Below are 17,080 nucleotides of genomic sequence, written 5' to 3'. Positions count from 1 at the left end.
CGGATGGGGTGGTTTCAATCACAGGAGAACCGTGCCGTGGGATGGGGAGCGCGGGGCAAGAGCGCCCCGCGCTGGGTCAGGTCTTGCGGATCAGGAGCAGGAGAGCGGGTGCTCCGTCTTGTCGTAGCCGGGCATGTCCGGCACGCCGTAGCCGGGGAAGATGGTGGCGGCAGCAGAGCCCGGGGCCGGCTTGGTGCCGAACCACTTCTCGTGCATGGAGGCGAGGGTGCCGTCCTTCTTCATGCATTCGATCGCGCTATCCAGCTTGTTGCGGAGCGCGACATTGTCCTTGCGCACCGGGATCGCCCAGACGAGGCCGGTGGAATAGAGGTAGGACAGCTTGATGGCCGGGTTGTTCTTCACCGCCCAGGCGGAGACCGTGTTGCCGGCGACGTTCGCATAGGCGCGCCCGGTGAGGACCGCCTGGATGGCGTCCGAATTGGTGCCGTAGGATTCGACCGTCCAGCCGATCTTGTCGGCAAGGTCGCGCGCCCAGCTGTCATAGGCCGACCCCTTGTTCACGGCGATGACCTTGCCTTTGAGATCCTCGAGCTTGGTGATCTCCGGCGCGTCCTTCTTCACCACGAACTGGAAGTCGGTGTTGAGATAGCCCTCGGTGAAGAGGAGCTGTTCGGCACGATCCTTGTTCACGGTCACCGGAGCCGCGATGAAATCGTAGGTGCCGGCCTGCAGGCCGGGCACGAGACCGGAGAACTGGGTAGCGTCGATGGTGACCTTGGTGCCGAGTCGCTTGGCCAGCTCATTGGCGAGGTCGATGTTGAAGCCCTGCACGCCGCCCGAGAGGTTCGGCATGGCATGGGGGGCGAAGGTGCCGTCCACGCCGGTCTTGAGGCCCGCATCCTGCGCCAGCGCAGAAGTGGCGGCCCAGGGAAGGGCGGCGAGGGCCATCGCGAAGGCGGCGGCGCGGGTGCTCTGGAAGGTCTTGCGCATCGTTGGGTGTCCTGTGCCTGGACGCGGGCCCTGGCGATTTGCGTCGCCACCCGCCGGGTCCGCTACGCCTTGCGCAGTGGGGCTTTGCAAGGGGTGCGAGAAATAGTATGCCGGTGGTATTCCATGTCGGTCAATTGGATTGCATGCTCATTTTTTATGCAGTCCATGCCCCGAGAACAGCAGGAGCGCGCTGAGGATGGTCACGGAGACAGACGCGGGAACCGCCGCACCCCGCCTGACCGAAGTGGCCTATCGCCAGTTGCTCGAGATGATCCTGAGCGGCGCGCTGGAAGCCGGCTCGCTGGTGCAGGAGCGAAAGCTTGCCAAGCAGCTCGACGTCTCCCGCACGCCTTTGCGCGATGCGCTCTTTCGCCTCGAAGGCGAAGGACTGCTGATCCGGCGCGGCGAAGGTGCGCTACAGGTCAAGACCGTGACGCTGGAGGATTACAGCCACGCCTTGCGGGTGCGCCTCGTGCTGGAGCGGGAAGCCGCGCGTCTGGCTGCCGGCCATGTCCCGCCGGCGACCCTCGCGGCGCTGCGGGCGCGGATCGAGGCGGTGACGCAGCATGAGGAGGGCGACGATCCCCATCCCAGCCGCACCGATCTCGACGGGACGGACGACGATCTGCACGAGGTCATCGCCAATGCTAGCGGCAATCCGCTGCTCGCAGAACTCATCCGGCAGGTACGCCAGCGCTCGCGCCTCTTCGGTCTCGAACGCCGGCCGCGCCGCATCGGCGAGATCGCCCGCGAGCATCTCGCCATCCTCGACGCGGTGGCCTCCGGCGATGCGGATGCGGCCGAACAGGCCATGGCGCGCCACATCGGCAATGTGATGGAAGACCTGCGCCAGCGCTTCTTCGATCGCCGCTGATCGGTGCCCTTCCGGTCTTCGGCGCGCCGTGTATGGTGCGCGCCCACGCCGGACGAGACGATGATACCCTGGACGCTGATCGACACCGCGCCTCTGCCGGGCGGCGGTAGCCTGCGCCTCAAGCAGCGCGGCACAGAATTTTCCATCATGCTCGGCACCAACGAGCTCATGAACAGCCGCCTGTTCGGCTCCGAGGAGGCGTTAGCGCGCCTCGCGTGCGAACGGCTGGCGGGCCAGGCCCAGCCCCACATCCTCATCGGCGGTCTCGGCATGGGATTCACGCTCCGCGCTGCGCTGGCCGTGGCGCCTGCGGATGCCGCCATCACTGTGTGCGAACTGGTCCCGCAGGTTGTGGACTGGGCGCGCGGACCCATGGCCGAGGTGTTCGCCGGCAGCCTCGATGATCCCCGGGTGCGCCTGCATGTGGGCGACGTCGCCCCCCTCATCGCCCAGAGCCGTGCCGCCTTCGACGCCATCCTGCTCGATGTGGACAATGGGCCCGAGGGCCTCACGGTCGAGAGCAACGACCGCCTCTATGCGCCGGGCGGCCTCGGCCGGGCGAAGGCGGCGCTGGTGCCGGGCGGCGTCCTGGCGGTGTGGGCATCGGCGCCGGACGAGCGCTTCACACGGCGCCTGCGCACCGCCGGCTTCCAGGTAGAGGAGCATGCCGTGCGGGCTTCAACCAAGGGGCGCGGCGCCCGCCACATGATCTGGCTCGCCGCCGCCTGAACCGGGCGCCACCACATCCCATCGGGTATCATATCGTTAACAATGGGTGAGTCGGCGCGGCAGGAGACGGAACGGCGCATGGCACAGCAGGCCGATTTCTTCGCCTTGCTCAATGTGGAAGAGCCGCAGGCGGATCTGTTTGGCGCCGACCGGCCCCGGCGCAAGGCCCCCCCGAAGCCGCGCAAGGGGCCAGCGCTGGCCTTCGACGCCCGCCATGACAGCTATGTCCACGAACTTGAGGAGACTGGCCGCTTTCGGGTGCTGCGCCGGCTGGAGCCGCGCCGGGTCGTCCCGCGAGCGCTGGAACTCGGCGAGAAACTCGCGGTCATCGTGGATACCGAAACCACCGGCCTCGATCACACCAGGGACGAGGTGATCGAACTCGGCATGGTGGCTTTCACCTATCGCGAGGGCGGCGCCATCGGCGATGTGGTGGACACCTTCAGCGCCCTGCGCGAGCCAACCGTTCCCATCAGCCCCGTCATCACCAAGCTGACCGGCATCACGCCGGAAATGGTGGCCGGCCAGAGCATCGATCTCGAGGCGGCAGCCCGTTTCATCCAGCCGGCCTCCATCGTCATTGCCCATAACGCCCGCTTCGACCGACCCTTCTGCGAGCATCTGGTGGAGGGCTTCGATGTGAAGCCCTGGGCCTGTTCGGTGGTCGAGGTGCCGTGGGCGGATTTCGGCTTCGAGGGCACCAAGCTCGGCTATCTCATCGGCCAGTGCGGCATGTTCCACAACGGCCACCGTGCGGTGGACGACTGTCACGCCTTGTTGGAAGTGCTCGCGGCCCCGCTCAAGGAGGCGACCGGCACCGCCTTCGGCCGCCTGCTGGAAACCGCCCGCCGCCCGCGCTTTCGTGTCTGGGCTGAGAACAGCCCCTTCGACATGAAGGACGCACTGAAAGCACGCGGCTACCGCTGGAACGACGGCTCCGACGGCCGCCCGAAATCCTGGTACCGCGAGGTTGAGGACGAGGCGCTGGGCGAGGAGATCACCTTCCTGCGCGAGGAAGTCTATCTGCGCGCCGTCGAGCCCTATGTGCAGAAGCTCACCGCCATGAACCGCTACAAGGCCTGACGCAGCGCCATTTCCAGTGCTCGCCGGCGCCGTTATCCTTGCTTCGGGAGCGGGGGTGCCGATGGGCTGGCAGCGATGGTGGCGATGGCTTCTTGTGGCCGGCGCGGCGGGCCTGCCGCCGGCTGTCGCCGCACCGTTCAGTGTCGATGGCAGCGATGTTCGGGCGCGTTTCCTGCCGGCCGCGGCCTGCGAGATCCGTGAACGGCTCAGGATCGTCGGAGCGAGACCCAACGGCCCCCACCGATTCGTCATCGTCGAGGCGCGCCGCATCGGGCAGGCCTACGTACAGTGCCTGTTCGTGAAGGACGGCGGACTGCTCTGCGAGGTGTCGTCCGGCTTTTACGGACGCCCTCAGGACCGGATGGAGGTGACGCCAAGCGTTGCGGCGATCCTGTCCGGTGCCGGGTTCAGCACCGATGGATCCCGCGGCAATTTCCAGCGCATGCGCCCGACCGATGATGTGCCCGCGCAGATCGAGGAAGCGGCGCAAGTCTTGGCCGTTATTCTGCACGACCCTTATGGTGCGCGGACGTTGGACGACCTCAAATATCAGGTGGCCGATGCGCCCCGTCTGGCGAATGCCCGGCTGTGCGGCGGCATTTCACGCGCTCCGTCGGGCGGTGTGGAGATCGCCCGCCGCTGAGCCGCGCACCTCAGCTTGAAACACGGGTGAGTTTCGGCTTGGAGATGGAGGTCGCGGCCACCTGGATTTCCTGCGCCAGTTCCGCCTCCGCGCGCTCCGGCGTCCAGCGGCTGGTGGGCACCGAGATGTTGATGCCCGCGACCGGGCGGCCGTGCTCGTCGGTGATGGGGGCGGAGATGGAGATGTCGCCCATCACGGTCTCGTTCACGATCATCGCATAGCCGCGCTCTCCCGCCTGCCTCACACGCGCCAGAAGCGCCTCGGGATCCGTCACTGTGAAGGGCGTGCGGGGGGAGAGATTCGTGCGGGCGAGAATCTCCCGCTGCTCCTCTTCGCTCAGTTGCGACAGCATGGCGGTGCCTGAGGAGGTGAAGAACGTGGGCAGGCGGCTGCCGACCACGATGTCGATATTGTTCATGTGCTGGCCGGGGAAGCGGGCGACGAACACCACCTCCGGCCCGTCCAGCTCATGCAGGTTGGTGGTCTCCCCGAGGCGGCGGCTGATGTCAAGCAGATAGGGCGAGGCCTTGTCAATTAGCTCATTGGCGCGGATGTAGCTGTAGGAGAACTGGAGCACCTTGGAGGTGAGGGCATAATTGCGCGTGTCCGGCACGCGGCGGATGTAGCCGAGCGTTTCCAGCGTGTGCACGAGCCGCTGCGCGGCGCTCCGGTCGAGGCCGGAGGCGCGCGCGATGTCGGCCAGCGTCATGAAGCGCAGCGGCCCGTCGAAGGCATGCAGCACCTGGAAGGCCTTCTCCGTCGAGCCGACGAAGAGCGAGGAGCGCTTCTTCTCGGCGACCGCCGCGCCGGCATCCGCGCGTTCCGTGCGGACGGGGGAGGGAGCGGCGGGCTTGGCACTGGCTGGGCGGAGGGAGGTCCGGCTGGGCTTGCGCATGATGCCTTAAATTTCGGGTTCGCCGCGCAGCCGTCAATGGCAATGCAGATGCACAATACGGCCGCGCGGCCTTCGGGTTCAGGAGGCGAGGGCGTGCGGAACGCCTTCGAATTCCTGCAACAGGGGTTGAAGTTCCCTTCGCAGCCGCGCGGCGAGATCGGGCGCGGCGGAGACGAGCGGCGCCAGCATGCGCGGGGCATCCACGCCGATGAGATCCATCACCGCCTTCATGGGGCCGGGGTTGGTCTCGGCGAAGGCCATGTTCATCAGCGGGATCAGGCGGCGATGCAAAGCCAGCGCGTCCTGCGTCTTGCCGGCGAGGGCAAGGTCGAAGATCTGGCGCCAGGCGTTCGGCACCAGGTTGGCCGTCACCACGATGCCGCCCTTGGCGCCAGCCGCCACATGCAGCGGGAAGAGCGTGTCCTCGCCGCTGAGGATGGTGAAGCTCTCGTCCACGCCCGCGACCGTGCGCAGGAAGTGGTACATGTCCGTGTTGCACGCCTTCATGCCGATGATGCGCTCATGGCGGGAGAGCTCGTGCAGGATCTCCGGATTGATGGCAATGCGGGTGCGGTAGGGGATTTCATAGATGAGGATCGGCACCGGCGAGGCATCGGCATAGCGCAGGAAATAATCGCGGATGCCGGCCTGGGTCGGGTTCGTGTAATAGGGCGTGAGCACCAGCAGGCCGTCCACGCCCGCCGCCGCAAACTCACGGCCCGCCTGAAGCGCATCATGATAGCCGGTGTCCAGAACGCCGGCGATCACCGGGCCCTTGCCCGTCATGGCCTCCGCGGCGAGACCCGCGAACTTGATGCGCTCGGACCGCGGCAGGGCGCCGTATTCGCCCGTGCCGCCGAGCGGGACGAGGCCGTCGATCCCCTGCTTCAGCAGCCAGGAGAACAGCGCCTTCGAGGCGCCCACGTTGATGGTGTCGTCCGCGTTCACCGGCGTCGGAGTGGCCGGAAAGATGCCGCGCAGTTGGGAAGAGGTCAGCATGGAGAGCCCTGGGTCTGTGACGGGGTTTGCGGTCAGCTGGCGAGGCTGCGCCGGCGCAGCCGGTCGGCAACGAAGATCAGCACCGCGATGAAGATGAAGAGGCAGGTCGAAACCGCCGCGATCATGGGGGAGACCTGGAGCGTCACCTCGTCCCAGAACTGCTTGGGCAAGGTGGCGTTGAGGCCGCCGGAGGCAAAGAGCGCGATCGTCAGCTCGTCGAAAGAGGTCGCGAAGGCGAACAGGAAGGATGACAGCATGCCCGCCCCGAGGATCGGCAATGTCACATAGCGCAGCGTTGCGAGCGGGCGCGCGCCCAGGCTCTGGGCCGCAAGATCGAGGCGGGTGTCATAGTTCCGCAGCACCGCCATCATGGTCATCACCACATAGGGCACGGCGACGACCGTGTGGCCGAGGATGAGGCCGAGGGCCGTGCCGACGAGGCCGATGCGGGCGAACATGTAGAACAGGCCCACCGCGATGATCATGCGCGGCACGACGATGGGCGAAAGCACGAAGGCGAGGATCGCGCCCTTGCCCTTCATGTCGCTGCGCACCAGCAGGAAGGCGGCAGGCGTGCCGATGAGCATGGCAAGGACGCCGGTGCCGAGGCCCACCAGCAGCGAGCGCATGAGCGCCTGCCCCCAGACGGGCGACTGGAGCATCTGCTCATACCATTCCAGCGTGAAGCCGCGCGGCGGCCAGTTGAGCCCGCCCGAGCCGAAGGACAGCGGGATCATGAGCACGGCCGGAAGGCTCATGAGCACGAGCAGGGCGACGACGAAGAAGACGAGGGGGAGGGGCGCCTTTCCGCTTGCCTTCTTGCGGTGGGGGAAGAGCGAGATCAGCGCGTCGCTGGCGGTGCCGAGGGCGGTGAGCAGGGCATCGCCGATCCGCTGCGAGAGGCCGCCGGAGGCGGCCTTGGCCGGGCGCGTGCTGCCCGAGCCGGTCATGGTCGAGAGGCCGACGAGCTTGTCATAGGCGAGGAAGACCACCAGCACGACCACCAGCAGCAGCACCGAGATGGCGCCGGCGAAGCCCCAGTTCATGGTCTGGAGCACCTGGTCGATGATGAGCTGCGTGATCATCGTCTCACGCCGTCCGCCGAGGAGGGCGGGCACGATGAAGAAGCCGATGGCGGTGACGAACACCATGATGGCCGCCGCGGCAACGCCCGGCAGAGAGAGCGGGAAATAGATTTTCCAGAAGGCCGTGCCGGGCCGAGCGCCCAGCGTCGAGGCGGCGCGGGGCAGGGTGCGGTCGATGTTCTCCATCACCGAGAGCATGGTGAGGATGGCGAGCGGCATCAGCGCATGCACCATGCCGATGATGACGCTGCTGAAATTATAGAGGAGGTCGGCGGGCTGGTCGGCGAGGCCGAGGCTCAGCAGCAGATGGTTCACGACGCCCCGGCGGCCGAGGATGACGATCCAGGCGAAGGCGCGCACGAGGAAGCTGGTCCAGAAGGACAGCAGCACCCAGAACAGCAGCCGCGCCTTGCGCTCGGGGGCGGAGACGGAAATGAGATAGGCGATCGGATAGCCGCCGATCACCGACAGGAGCGTGGTGATGGCGGAGATCTTCAACGTGATGAGCAGAACGTTGATATAGAGGGGCGAGGAGAACAGCGGCGCGTAGGCCTGAAGGCTGAAGCCCTTGGCGCCCCAGACGCTGAGCAGCAGCAACTGGCCCACCGGATAGACCAGGAAGACCAGCAGCAGCACGATGAGCGGCGCCGCCATGAGCGCGCGGCCGAACGCCTTCCGGCGGGCCGCGGCGCGGGCGGGAGCGGAGAGTGCGGTGCTCATGTCACTGTCCCGCCGGAATGGCGACCGCATCCTGCGCCTGCCAGTCCAGTTCGAGCACGTCGCCGATGCTGTGGTCGTCGCTGAGCGTGCGGGTCGGATAGGCCGCCACGAGCTGCGGTAGCCCGGGTGCCAGCGCTTCCAGATAGAGCTTGGTGAGGCTGCCCGTGACCATGATGTCGGTGAGCCGACCCTTGAGCTTGCCCGATCCCTCGCCGGCGGGGCGCACCGTGATGTTCTGCGGGCGCACCATGACCGTCACCTTCGCGCCGGCCGCCAGATTGGCGCCATTGCCGATCGCCTGCCCGCTGCCGGCGCCTCCGTCGAGCGTCACGGCCAGCGTACCGGCCTCGTTGCGGTCCACCTGTGCGGGCAGAAGGTTCGACTCCCCGAGGAAGTCCGCCACGAAGACGGTCCGCGGGCGGAAGTAGAGATCGCCGGGCGCTCCCAGTTGTTCGATCTTCCCGCTGTTCATCAGGCAGATGCGATCCGACATGGTCATCGCCTCTTCCTGATCGTGCGTCACATAGATGATGGTGGTGCCGAGTTCGCGGTGGATGCGCTTGATCTCGAGCTGCATATGCTCGCGCAGCTTCTTGTCGAGCGCGCCGAGCGGTTCGTCCATGAGAATGATGGACGGGCGATAGACGAGGCAGCGGGCGAGCGCGATGCGCTGCTGCTGGCCGCCGGACAGCTCGCGCGGGAAGCGCTTTGCCACATGCGGCAGACGCACAAGCTCCAGCGCCTCGGCGGCGCGCTTCTTCGCGTCCGCGCCCTTCACCTTCCGCATCTTGAGCGGGAAGGCGATGTTGTCCTCAATGGTCATGTGCGGGAACAGGGCATAGTTCTGGAACACCATGCCGAGGTCGCGCTCATAGGGCGGGCGGTAGGTCACGTCCGCGCCGCCGATGCGGATGGCGCCGTCATCCGGCGCCGTGAGGCCGGCGATGAGGCTAAGCAGCGTGGTCTTGCCCGAACCCGAGGGGCCGAGCAGCGTCAGGAACTCCCCGGCAGCCACCTCCAGATCGGTGGGCGCGAGGGCGACGAATTCGCCGTAGCGCTTGCCGAGGCCGTGGACGGACAGGCTGGACGAGGACATCAAACGGCTCCGGGACAAGTGTCTGCGACAAGAAGGGGGTGCCGGCCGGATGGGGAAGATCCGGCCGGCACGCTCGGCGCCCTGGGGAGGGGAGAGCGGGCGCCGAGTGGGATCAGCCGAGCACCCAGCTGTTGAAGCGCTCGATGACGGCCGCCTGGTTCTTCAGCCAGTAGGCAGCGTCGATCTGGAGGCCGGACTGAATGTTGGCCGGGAAGGTCGGGCAGTTCTTGGCGATGTCCGGCTTGATGTAGTCGAACGCCTTCGGCTGGGTGACGCCGGCGGGGAAGAATTCGGTCAGCTTGGCCATGCGCTCCGGATCGGAGGCGAACTTGATGAACTCGCGGCAGGCGTCCGCATTGGGCGTGCCGGCGAGGATCGACCAGTGGTCGCCGCCCCAGATGCCCTGATCCCAGATGATCTCCACCGGGGCGCCCTTGGCCTGCGCGGCCTGTGCGCGGGAAACCCAGGTCGGGATCATGTCCACCTCACCGGAGGTGAGCACCTGTTCCACCAGCGCGCCGGAGGTCCACCAGACGGCGATGTTCGGCTTGATCTGGTCGAGCGCCGCGAACGCCTTGTCCACATTGCAGGGGTAGACGAGGTTGGTGGGGACGCCGGTCGCCATCAGCGCTTCCTCGACGGTGTCGAAGGGATGCTTGCGCATGGCGCGGCGGCCGGGGAAGTCCTTCACGTTCCAGAAGTCGGCCCAGGACTTGGGCGCCTTCTTGCCCTGGAAAGCGTCCGAGCGATAGGCGAGCACCGTCGTATAGACGTTCGTGCCGACGCCGTAGGGGGACATGTACTGGGCCGGGATCGACGCGATCACCGGATCGCTCTCGAGGCCATGCTTCTCAAGATAAGGCGTGCCGCCGTCGGTGAGGATCAGGATGGCCGGCTTGCTGATCTTGGCCATGTCCCAGGTGTAGTTCTTCGTCTCCACCATGCTCTTGATCTGAGCGGTGGGTTCGGCGGCGGCCTGCACGCCCACCACCTCGATGCCGGTCTTCTCGGTGAACGGCTTATAGAACACCGCGCCGTAGGCCTTGGTGTAGATGCCGCCGTCATCGCGCACCACGATGCGTTTGCCGGCGGCGCGGGAGGGCGACCAGACGGCCGGCATCATGACCGCGGCTGCGCCGGCGGCGGCGCTCTTGAGCAGCGTGCGGCGGGAGGGACCGGTACCGGGAACGTCAGTCATGGGCTCACCTCTGAAGTTTGTTATGAGGACCTGAGACACTGTTGAACGTGGGATCGGCCGTTTCCCGGCTCAGGCTGCGGGGGGCAGCAGGCGGCCGGGATTGAAGAGGTTGTCGGGGTCGAAGGCGGCCTTCACCGCGTGCATGAGCTTGAGTTCGACGGGCGACTTGAAGTGCGCCATCTCCGCGATGTGCGTGCGCCCCACGCCGTGCTCGGCACTGAAGGTGCCGCCGAGGGCGTGGGAAACCTCGTTGACCACATGGCGCATCCGGTGCGCCATGGCCTCCTTGTCGGCCACCGCCTCCCATTCCGGATAGGTGAAGAAGGGAATGAAGTGCGCATTGCCGTCGCCCATGTGGGCGACGACGATCACCGGCAGGTCCGGAACAATGGCGCGAACGGCATCCGTCGCCTGCGCGATGAAGGTCGGCACGGCCGAGACCGGCACCGCGCAGTCGGTGGTGAGGCCGACGCCGGCCTTCTTGTTGGCTTCCGACACCGAGTGGCGGATCTCCCAGAGGGCCGCGCGCTGGGCTTCGCTGGCGGCGAGGACGGCATCCTCGATGAGGTCGGCTTCCATGGCTTCTTCGAGCACCCGGCCGAGAACGGCGGACAGCTCCACCTCGGGGCTGTTGTCGCTCAGTTCCACCAGCACGTGCCAAGGATGGCTGGCCGCGAAGGGATTGCGGCGGCCCGGAACATTTGCGAGCACGAGATCAAGCTGGAGGTCATTGATGAGCTCGAAGGCGGAAAGGCGGGCACCGCAGGCGGACTGGAGTCGCCCGAGCAGGGACAGCGCCGCATCCGGCGAGCTGACGCCGACCCAGGCCACACAGAAGGCGGTCGGCAGCGGGTGCAGCTTCAGGGTGGCGCCGGTGATGATGCCGAGCGTGCCTTCCGAGCCGATGAACAGGTGCTTGAGGTCGTAGCCCGTGTTGTTCTTGCGGAGCGCCTTCAGACCGTCCCAGATGGCGCCGTCCGGCAGCACCACTTCAAGGCCGAGGATATTCTCGCGTGTGTTGCCGTAGCGCAGGACAGCGGTGCCGCCGGCATTGGTGGCGATGGTGCCGGCGATCTGGCAGGAGCCTTCCGCCCCGAGGCTGATGGGATAGAGCCGGTCGGCCTCCCGCGCCGCCTCCTGCACGTTCGCAAGCACGCAGCCGCCGTCCACCACCATTGCATTGTTGGCCGGATCGACGGACCGGATGCGGCGCAGGCGGGAGAGCGCGACGATCACCGGGGGCTGCCCGTCCGTGCCAGGCACTGCGCCGCCGCACAGGCTGGTGTTGCCGCCCTGCGGGAGGACGGGGACGCCATGGGCGTGGCACAGGCGCACCACGTCGGATACTTCCTGCGTGCTCCTCGGCAGCACGACGCAGGCCGCGGGGCCCCGATATCGCTCGCGCCAGTCTTCGATATGCGCCGCGAGGTCCGCCGCCTCCGTGAGGAGGCTGTCGGCGCCGAGGAGCGCGGTCAAAGCGGAGACGATATCGGAAGACGGACTGGCCATGCTTGGACCTTGAGTAATCGCATTACAATTACTGTGATTGGAATACGCTACATATGTTTTGGCATGCGCACAAGCGCCTGCGCAGCCCCATCTGGGGCTGGGCCGGTGGATTTCCGCGGCTGATGAGATCGGGCTTATCAGCCCTGTGTGTCCGGACCGAGCATCTTGCGCAGGAGAAACTGCAGGGCCACGCGTTCTGCCGCATTGAGATTTTGCAGCGTCAGTTCCGTGATCCGACGGGCGCAGGGCACCATATCTGCGATTGCCTCCCGGCCGCCGTCCGTCAGCGTTGCGATCACCTTGCGCCGGTCTTCCGGGTCTGTGGTGAGAGAGATGAGTTCGCGGGCGCGCAGGCGGTCGATGATGCCGCGGATGGTGCCCTGGTCGACGGCCGTCAGGCGGACCAGTTCGCTCTGGGAACTCGGGCCGTTGTCGCGCAGGGCGCAGAGGGTGACGAACTGGACTGCGGTGAGGTTGGGGTCGGCGGCGTGCTGCTGGAAGATCGCCAGGTGGCGCTGGTAGGTCTTGCGCAAGAGGTGGCCGACCTGGTCGCGGAAGTCGTAGGGGCCGTCCGCGTGCGGAGCGTCGGCCGTTCCGGTCGAAGTCTCGCGGTGGCGATCGTCGGACACGCTGTCACTCCGGTCGTGACGGTCCCGTCGTCCCGTCACGACGGCGCTCATCTATGGGATCGTAGTGTGCACTCTTCTTCTCGCGCAATCGGGAAATGTTGATTTCGCGCTGCGTCTCGAAATTTGTGCGTGTGCAAATTAAATTGGCACGCGCTGCACAAAATATCCTTGCTCGAAAACGCTCGCGAGGTCGCCTTCTACGTTGACGAACTAAAAAGTGTGTACTCTACTTCGCAAGCAATCGATCGGTACCGGATAGGTGCACGCTCCGCCGCAGGCACGCTTCTGCGGCTTCCCCTCGGTCCTGCGACGCCTATTCTGCGTGGAACGACACAGTCAGCGGGGTCAGCTTCATGTCCTTCTTCCCGTCCATCCGGTCCTTTGTGGCTGCGGTCACGATCACCGGCGTCGCCGCCGTCTGTGCCGCCAAGGCCGACGAGATTTCCGTGACCCAGTGGGGCACGAGCCTCTATGGCGCACCTTATGCGGTGGCCATGGCGGAAGGCCTGTTCAAGAAGGCGGGCGTCGACATCACGAGCATCATCGGCTCGGGCGGCGGCGGCACGACGGTGCGTAATCTTCTCGCCAGCGATACGCCTTATGGCGATGTGGCGATCGCCGCCGCGCTTGCGGCGCAGCGTCAGGGACTTGATGTCATCATCGTCAACACGGGTACCCGTTCGGTGGCGGAAGCCTCCCTCGTCACCATGCCGGACTCGCCGATCAAGTCGCTGAAGGATCTGGAAGGCAAGAAGGTCGCCATCACCTCGCCCAAGGGCGTCTCGGAGATGCTGCTGCTGATGGCGCTCAAGGAACAGGGCGTGGACGCGTCCAAGGTGGAGCGCGTGGCCTCGGGCGGCTATGTGAACGGCCTCACCATGCTGGAGCAGGGCGCCGTGGCCGCGGCGGCCCTTATTGAGCCGCTCTCCATCATCCGCGCCGACAAGTACCGGACCGTCGTCAATTACGGCAAGGTGCTGCCGCCCATGACGACCTCGGTGGGCATCACGACGCGCGCCTTCGCCAAGGCCAATCCGGCAAAGCTCAAGGCGATCATCGCCGGCCGGGCCGACGGTGTTAAAGCCATCTATGCCGATCCCGCCAAGGCAGCGGAGATCGTCGGCAAGGACTTCAAGCTTGAGCCGAAGATCGCAAAGATCGCGGTGGACAACATGATCGGCCCGCGCATGTGGAGCGAGGGCGAGTTCTCGATTCCCGAATTGAACCGCACCGTGGACGGCTTGAAGCTGATCGGCGAGGTGACGGCCGACGTGGACTGGTCGAAGCTGCTCGATCCGAGCTACCTGCCTCCGGCCCTCCAGGGCACGAAATGAGCGCGGCGCTCGCAGCGGTGCCCTCCGCCGCCACCGACGACCACCACGCCCGGCTGACGGGTGTGACCCGGGTCTTCGGCTCCCCCAAGGGGGGCGCAGTCCACGCGCTTGGACCGGTGGATCTCGACCTGCGGCGGGGGGAGTTCTTCTCGGTGGTCGGCCCTTCGGGTTGTGGCAAGTCAACCCTGCTGGACGTCCTCGCCGGTCTCTCGGCCCCTACGGCCGGACATGCGGAGTTCGAGGGCAAGCCGATCACCGGCGTGCCGGCGGGCGTCGGCGTGGTGTTCCAGGAGGACGCGTCCTTCCCCTGGTTGAATGTGCACGACAACGTCTCTTTCGGCCTGCGGCGCTCGGGCGTCGATCCTGCGGAGATCGAGCGGCGCGTGGACTATGCCCTCGGCTTCATGGGGCTGAAGGATTTTGCCAAGGCCTATCCGGCGCAACTCTCCGGCGGCATGCGCCAGCGCGTGTGCATCGCCCGCACGCTGGTCATGCAGCCGCGCCTCATCTTGCTGGACGAGCCCTTCGGCGCGCTCGACCAGCAGACCCGACTGCTGATGGGTGACGAACTGCTGCGCCTCTGGCGGGAGACGAACGCGACGGTTCTCCTCATCACCCACGCGCTGGACGAGGCGGCCATGCTCTCCGATCGCGTGGGCGTGATGTCGGCCCGTCCCGGCCTGTTCATCGACGTCCTGGAAACCGGCTGGCCGCGCGATCGCGACAGCCGCATCGTCTCCCATCCGCGCTTCGGCGAACTCACCGCGCATCTGTGGGAGAAGCTGCGCGCCGAATCCCTCAAGCACCTGCGCGGAAGCTGAGGAGGCGGCCGTGGCGAATTCGGCGCTCTACCGCTTCTCCGGCTATGCCTTCTGGCTGCGGCTCGCTGTCATCGTGGGCGCGGTGGGGGCGCTGGAATTTGCCTGCCGCATCGGCTGGATTCCCATGACCATCCTTCTGCCGCCGTCGGTGATGGCGGCGAGCCTTGCGGAGATCCTGGCGCGCGGCACCTACAATCGCGACATGCTGGTGAGCTTCAGCAATGTGGCGGCGGCGACCGTGATCGCCATCGTGCTCGGCTTTCTCATCGGCGCCATCCTGCACGCCCTGCCGAAGGTACGCGGCGCGGTGGAGCCTCTGCTGGCCAGCTATTATGCTGTCCCGACCTTCATGTTCTACCCGGTCTTCATCATCCTGTTCGGGGTCGGTAGCGGGGCCATCATCGCCATCGCCGTGCTGCTCGCCATCGTGGCCATGATCACCGCGACGCTGAACGGCATCGACCGCATTCCGCCCGTGCTCGGCAAGACCGCGCGCATGCTGCGCATGGGGCCGGTGGAGCGGGCCTTGAAGATCAGCCTGCCGGCGGCGCTGCCCTATCTCTTCACCGGCATGAAGCTCTCGGTCGCCTATGCTTTCATCGGCGTCATCGCGTCCGAATTCATCCTGTCGGGCGCTGGCATCGGTTACGCCATCGCCTATGCCTATAACAACTTCAACAACCGCGACATGTACGCCTTGATGCTGCTCATCATCCTTGCGGTCACGGTGATCAATGCCGGGCTCGACGCGGTCGACCGGCGGCTCCAGTCCCGGCTGAGGCGGTGATCGCCATGCGCCATGTCCTTGGTCCTCTCCTCGTCATTCTCGCCGGCCTCGTCGCCTGGGAGGCGCTGCACCTCGGCGTCGCCAATTCCAGCCTGCCCTCGCCGCTGGAAACGCTCCGCCAGATGGGCGTGCTGCTGGGTGATCCCACCTTCTGGAAGCAGGCGGGCCAGACTTTCTATGCGTTTGCGGTGGCGGTTGTTCTCTCCACGGCGGCGGGCATCACTCTCGGTGTCCTGCTCGGCATGAAGCGGCTCGCGGGGGAGGTGGCGGAGCCCATCCTCGTGAATCTCTATTCGCTGCCCAAGGTGACGCTCTATCCTCTGGTGCTGCTCATCTTCGGGCTCGGCATCTCCGCCCGCATCGCCTTCGGCATCATGCATGGCCTGATCCCGCTCACGCTCTTCACCATGAACGCCATCCTGCAGCTGAAGCCGGTCTATCGACGCAGCGCGGCGGTGATGGGGCTCACCTCGTGGCAGACGGCGGTGAGCGTCATCCTCCCCGCCATCCTGCCGCAGGTCATCACCGGCGCCCGGCTCGGGGTCTCGCTCTGCCTGCTGGGCGTGCTCATCGGGGAGATGTTCGCCTCGCGCAACGGCCTTGGCTACATGGTCACCCATGCCATGGAGCGGGGCGACATGCCGACCGTTCTGGCTGTCGCCCTCCTCATCGCCATCGTGGCGCTCGTCGCCAACGGTCTCCTGCTCGCGCTCGACCGTTCGCGGCGGCCGTCATGAGGAGGTGCCGCACCTGAAACCGTCCTTCCGGTCCTGACGGACCACCGCTGATCGCTCTGAAATTCTGTCCCGCCGGGCCGCCACAACGGCCTCCCGGCGTCGGCCGCAACACGCCTGAATTCAATGCGCCTTCCTCGGGAGAAGCCCCATGTATGATCCCTTCCAGATTGACCGGCTGATCGACCTCTGGCTTGCCGAGGACATCGGCTATTGCGACCTCACCGTGCAGGTGATGATCGAGCCGGACGAGCAGGGTCATTTCTACATGAATGCCCGCGAGCCCATGACCATTTCCGGCATCGAGATCGCGGCCGCCATCTTCCGGCGCTACGACAAGCGGCTCGACGTGGAAGTGAAGGTGAAGGACGGCGATGTGGTGGAAAAGGGCGCGGTGCTGCTCACCGTGCGCGGCCCGGCGCGCGGCATCCTCACCGCCGAGCGCACGGCCCTCAATATCGTCCAGCGCATGAGCGGCATCGCCACCGAGACGGCGAAATATGTGGCGGCGGTTGCCGGCACCAAGGCGCGCCTCATCGACACCCGCAAGACCACGCCCGGCCTGCGCATGATCGAGAAGCATGCCGTCACATCCGGCGGCGGCCTCAACCACCGCCTCGGCCTCGATAACGGCGTGATGATCAAGGACAACCACATCGCCGTGTGCGGCGGCATCGGCCCGGCTGTCGCCCGCGCCCGGAAAAGCCTGCCGACCCTCACCAAGATCGAGGTGGAATGCGACCGCCTCGATCAGGTGGGCGAGGCGCTCGCTGCGGGTGCGGACGTGATCATGCTCGACAACATGTCCATCCCGGACATGAAGGCGGCGGTGGAGCTGGTGGCCGGGCGCGTGCCGCTGGAAGCCTCCGGCGGCATCCGGCTCGACACCATCGGCCCCATCGCGCAGACGGGGGTGAATTACATCTCCACCAGCAAGATCACCCAGTCGGCGCCGGCCGTCGACATCGGCCTCGACGAGGCGGAGTGAACGCC

17 protein-coding genes are annotated in these 17,080 nt (G+C 66.5%); 9 read left to right on the top strand and 8 right to left on the bottom strand.

Going from position 1 to position 17,080, the window contains the following annotated elements; translation table 11 throughout:
* Positions 1 to 90: 90 nt before the first annotated feature.
* On the bottom strand, positions 91 to 951 hold the full coding sequence (locus DFO45_RS06715; RefSeq protein WP_208299748.1) for a transporter substrate-binding domain-containing protein: 861 nt from the start codon (positions 949 to 951) through the stop codon (positions 91 to 93).
* Positions 952 to 1,147: 196 nt separating this feature from the next.
* Between DFO45_RS06715 and DFO45_RS06710 the strand changes: the two genes are divergently transcribed.
* From DFO45_RS06710 to DFO45_RS06695, 4 genes are all read left to right on the top strand, one after another.
* Positions 1,148 to 1,825: a GntR family transcriptional regulator gene (locus tag DFO45_RS06710; protein ID WP_133864271.1), complete on the top strand. Its 678-nt coding sequence runs from the start codon at positions 1,148 to 1,150 to the stop codon at positions 1,823 to 1,825.
* 60 nt (positions 1,826 to 1,885) lie between these two features.
* On the top strand, positions 1,886 to 2,554 hold the full coding sequence (locus DFO45_RS06705; RefSeq protein WP_133864270.1) for a hypothetical protein: 669 nt from the start codon (positions 1,886 to 1,888) through the stop codon (positions 2,552 to 2,554).
* Between the two features lie 78 nt (positions 2,555 to 2,632).
* The gene (locus tag DFO45_RS06700; protein WP_133864269.1) at positions 2,633 to 3,637 is read left to right on the top strand and encodes a 3'-5' exonuclease; all 1,005 of its coding nucleotides are present in this window, start codon (positions 2,633 to 2,635) and stop codon (positions 3,635 to 3,637) included.
* Positions 3,638 to 3,698: 61 nt separating this feature from the next.
* The gene (locus tag DFO45_RS06695) at positions 3,699 to 4,280 is read left to right on the top strand and encodes a hypothetical protein (RefSeq protein WP_166657066.1); all 582 of its coding nucleotides are present in this window, start codon (positions 3,699 to 3,701) and stop codon (positions 4,278 to 4,280) included.
* Between the two features lie 10 nt (positions 4,281 to 4,290).
* Here the strand turns inward: DFO45_RS06695 and DFO45_RS06690 are convergent, their stop codons facing one another.
* The 7 genes from DFO45_RS06690 to DFO45_RS06660 all read right to left on the bottom strand — a co-directional run bounded on the left by DFO45_RS06690 (position 4,291) and on the right by DFO45_RS06660 (position 12,462).
* Complete coding sequence (locus tag DFO45_RS06690; protein ID WP_043880289.1) at positions 4,291 to 5,175, bottom strand: IclR family transcriptional regulator C-terminal domain-containing protein; 885 nt, start codon at positions 5,173 to 5,175, stop codon at positions 4,291 to 4,293.
* 78 nt (positions 5,176 to 5,253) lie between these two features.
* Entirely contained in the window at positions 5,254 to 6,174 is a 921-nt protein-coding gene (dapA, locus tag DFO45_RS06685; protein WP_133864267.1) for a 4-hydroxy-tetrahydrodipicolinate synthase, read from the bottom strand.
* Between the two features lie 32 nt (positions 6,175 to 6,206).
* Positions 6,207 to 7,979 (bottom strand): ABC transporter permease subunit, encoded by a 1,773-nt coding sequence (locus DFO45_RS06680; RefSeq protein ID WP_133864266.1) that lies wholly within the window; start codon positions 7,977 to 7,979, stop codon positions 6,207 to 6,209.
* Position 7,980: 1 nt separating this feature from the next.
* Positions 7,981 to 9,075 (bottom strand): ABC transporter ATP-binding protein, encoded by a 1,095-nt coding sequence (locus DFO45_RS06675; protein ID WP_133864265.1) that lies wholly within the window; start codon positions 9,073 to 9,075, stop codon positions 7,981 to 7,983.
* A gap of 112 nt (positions 9,076 to 9,187) precedes the next feature.
* Entirely contained in the window at positions 9,188 to 10,273 is a 1,086-nt protein-coding gene (locus tag DFO45_RS06670; protein WP_133864264.1) for an ABC transporter substrate-binding protein, read from the bottom strand.
* A 69-nt stretch (positions 10,274 to 10,342) separates the two neighbouring features.
* Positions 10,343 to 11,782 carry an FAD-binding oxidoreductase gene (locus DFO45_RS06665; RefSeq protein WP_133864263.1) on the bottom strand — a complete coding sequence of 480 codons (1,440 nt, stop codon included), beginning with the start codon at positions 11,780 to 11,782 and terminating at the stop codon, positions 10,343 to 10,345.
* A 137-nt stretch (positions 11,783 to 11,919) separates the two neighbouring features.
* Positions 11,920 to 12,462, bottom strand: a complete 543-nt coding sequence (locus DFO45_RS06660) for a MarR family transcriptional regulator (protein ID WP_133864262.1) — start codon at positions 12,460 to 12,462, stop codon at positions 11,920 to 11,922.
* Positions 12,463 to 12,764: 302 nt separating this feature from the next.
* Between DFO45_RS06660 and DFO45_RS06655 the strand changes: the two genes are divergently transcribed.
* From DFO45_RS06655 to nadC, 5 genes are all read left to right on the top strand, one after another.
* Complete coding sequence (locus tag DFO45_RS06655) at positions 12,765 to 13,745, top strand: ABC transporter substrate-binding protein (protein WP_133864261.1); 981 nt, start codon at positions 12,765 to 12,767, stop codon at positions 13,743 to 13,745.
* Entirely contained in the window at positions 13,742 to 14,566 is an 825-nt protein-coding gene (locus DFO45_RS06650; RefSeq protein ID WP_133864260.1) for an ABC transporter ATP-binding protein, read from the top strand. Before DFO45_RS06655 ends, DFO45_RS06650 begins: the two co-directional genes overlap by 4 nt.
* Positions 14,567 to 14,576: 10 nt before the next feature.
* The gene (locus tag DFO45_RS06645) at positions 14,577 to 15,353 is read left to right on the top strand and encodes an ABC transporter permease (RefSeq protein ID WP_208299747.1); all 777 of its coding nucleotides are present in this window, start codon (positions 14,577 to 14,579) and stop codon (positions 15,351 to 15,353) included.
* 5 nt (positions 15,354 to 15,358) lie between these two features.
* On the top strand, positions 15,359 to 16,090 hold the full coding sequence (locus DFO45_RS06640) for an ABC transporter permease subunit (protein WP_043880288.1): 732 nt from the start codon (positions 15,359 to 15,361) through the stop codon (positions 16,088 to 16,090).
* Positions 16,091 to 16,238: 148 nt separating this feature from the next.
* Complete coding sequence (gene nadC, locus DFO45_RS06635) at positions 16,239 to 17,075, top strand: carboxylating nicotinate-nucleotide diphosphorylase (RefSeq protein ID WP_012170994.1); 837 nt, start codon at positions 16,239 to 16,241, stop codon at positions 17,073 to 17,075.
* The last annotated feature ends 5 nt before the right edge of the window (positions 17,076 to 17,080 follow it).

Origin of the sequence: Azorhizobium sp. AG788 (assembly GCF_004364705.1) — a bacterium.
In the GTDB taxonomy this organism is placed as follows: domain Bacteria; phylum Pseudomonadota; class Alphaproteobacteria; order Rhizobiales; family Xanthobacteraceae; genus Azorhizobium; species Azorhizobium caulinodans.
Note: the sequence above shows the minus strand (reverse complement) of the source record. Positions and strands in the feature narration are given on the sequence as shown.

What these genes read in the sequence shown, in the direction of transcription:
- DFO45_RS06715 (WP_208299748.1), bottom strand. Translation starts at nt 951, where the DNA reads ATGCGCAAGACCTTCCAGAGCACCCGCGCCGCCGCCTTCGCGATGGCC.
- DFO45_RS06710 (WP_133864271.1), top strand. Translation starts at nt 1,148, where the DNA reads ATGGTCACGGAGACAGACGCGGGAACCGCCGCACCCCGCCTGACCGAA.
- DFO45_RS06705 (WP_133864270.1), top strand. Translation starts at nt 1,886, where the DNA reads ATGATACCCTGGACGCTGATCGACACCGCGCCTCTGCCGGGCGGCGGT.
- DFO45_RS06700 (WP_133864269.1), top strand. Translation starts at nt 2,633, where the DNA reads ATGGCACAGCAGGCCGATTTCTTCGCCTTGCTCAATGTGGAAGAGCCG.
- DFO45_RS06695 (WP_166657066.1), top strand. Translation starts at nt 3,699, where the DNA reads ATGGGCTGGCAGCGATGGTGGCGATGGCTTCTTGTGGCCGGCGCGGCG.
- DFO45_RS06690 (WP_043880289.1), bottom strand. Translation starts at nt 5,175, where the DNA reads ATGCGCAAGCCCAGCCGGACCTCCCTCCGCCCAGCCAGTGCCAAGCCC.
- dapA (WP_133864267.1), bottom strand. Translation starts at nt 6,174, where the DNA reads ATGCTGACCTCTTCCCAACTGCGCGGCATCTTTCCGGCCACTCCGACG.
- DFO45_RS06680 (WP_133864266.1), bottom strand. Translation starts at nt 7,979, where the DNA reads ATGAGCACCGCACTCTCCGCTCCCGCCCGCGCCGCGGCCCGCCGGAAG.
- DFO45_RS06675 (WP_133864265.1), bottom strand. Translation starts at nt 9,075, where the DNA reads ATGTCCTCGTCCAGCCTGTCCGTCCACGGCCTCGGCAAGCGCTACGGC.
- DFO45_RS06670 (WP_133864264.1), bottom strand. Translation starts at nt 10,273, where the DNA reads ATGACTGACGTTCCCGGTACCGGTCCCTCCCGCCGCACGCTGCTCAAG.
- DFO45_RS06665 (WP_133864263.1), bottom strand. Translation starts at nt 11,782, where the DNA reads ATGGCCAGTCCGTCTTCCGATATCGTCTCCGCTTTGACCGCGCTCCTC.
- DFO45_RS06660 (WP_133864262.1), bottom strand. Translation starts at nt 12,462, where the DNA reads ATGAGCGCCGTCGTGACGGGACGACGGGACCGTCACGACCGGAGTGAC.
- DFO45_RS06655 (WP_133864261.1), top strand. Translation starts at nt 12,765, where the DNA reads ATGTCCTTCTTCCCGTCCATCCGGTCCTTTGTGGCTGCGGTCACGATC.
- DFO45_RS06650 (WP_133864260.1), top strand. Translation starts at nt 13,742, where the DNA reads ATGAGCGCGGCGCTCGCAGCGGTGCCCTCCGCCGCCACCGACGACCAC.
- DFO45_RS06640 (WP_043880288.1), top strand. Translation starts at nt 15,359, where the DNA reads ATGCGCCATGTCCTTGGTCCTCTCCTCGTCATTCTCGCCGGCCTCGTC.
- nadC (WP_012170994.1), top strand. Translation starts at nt 16,239, where the DNA reads ATGTATGATCCCTTCCAGATTGACCGGCTGATCGACCTCTGGCTTGCC.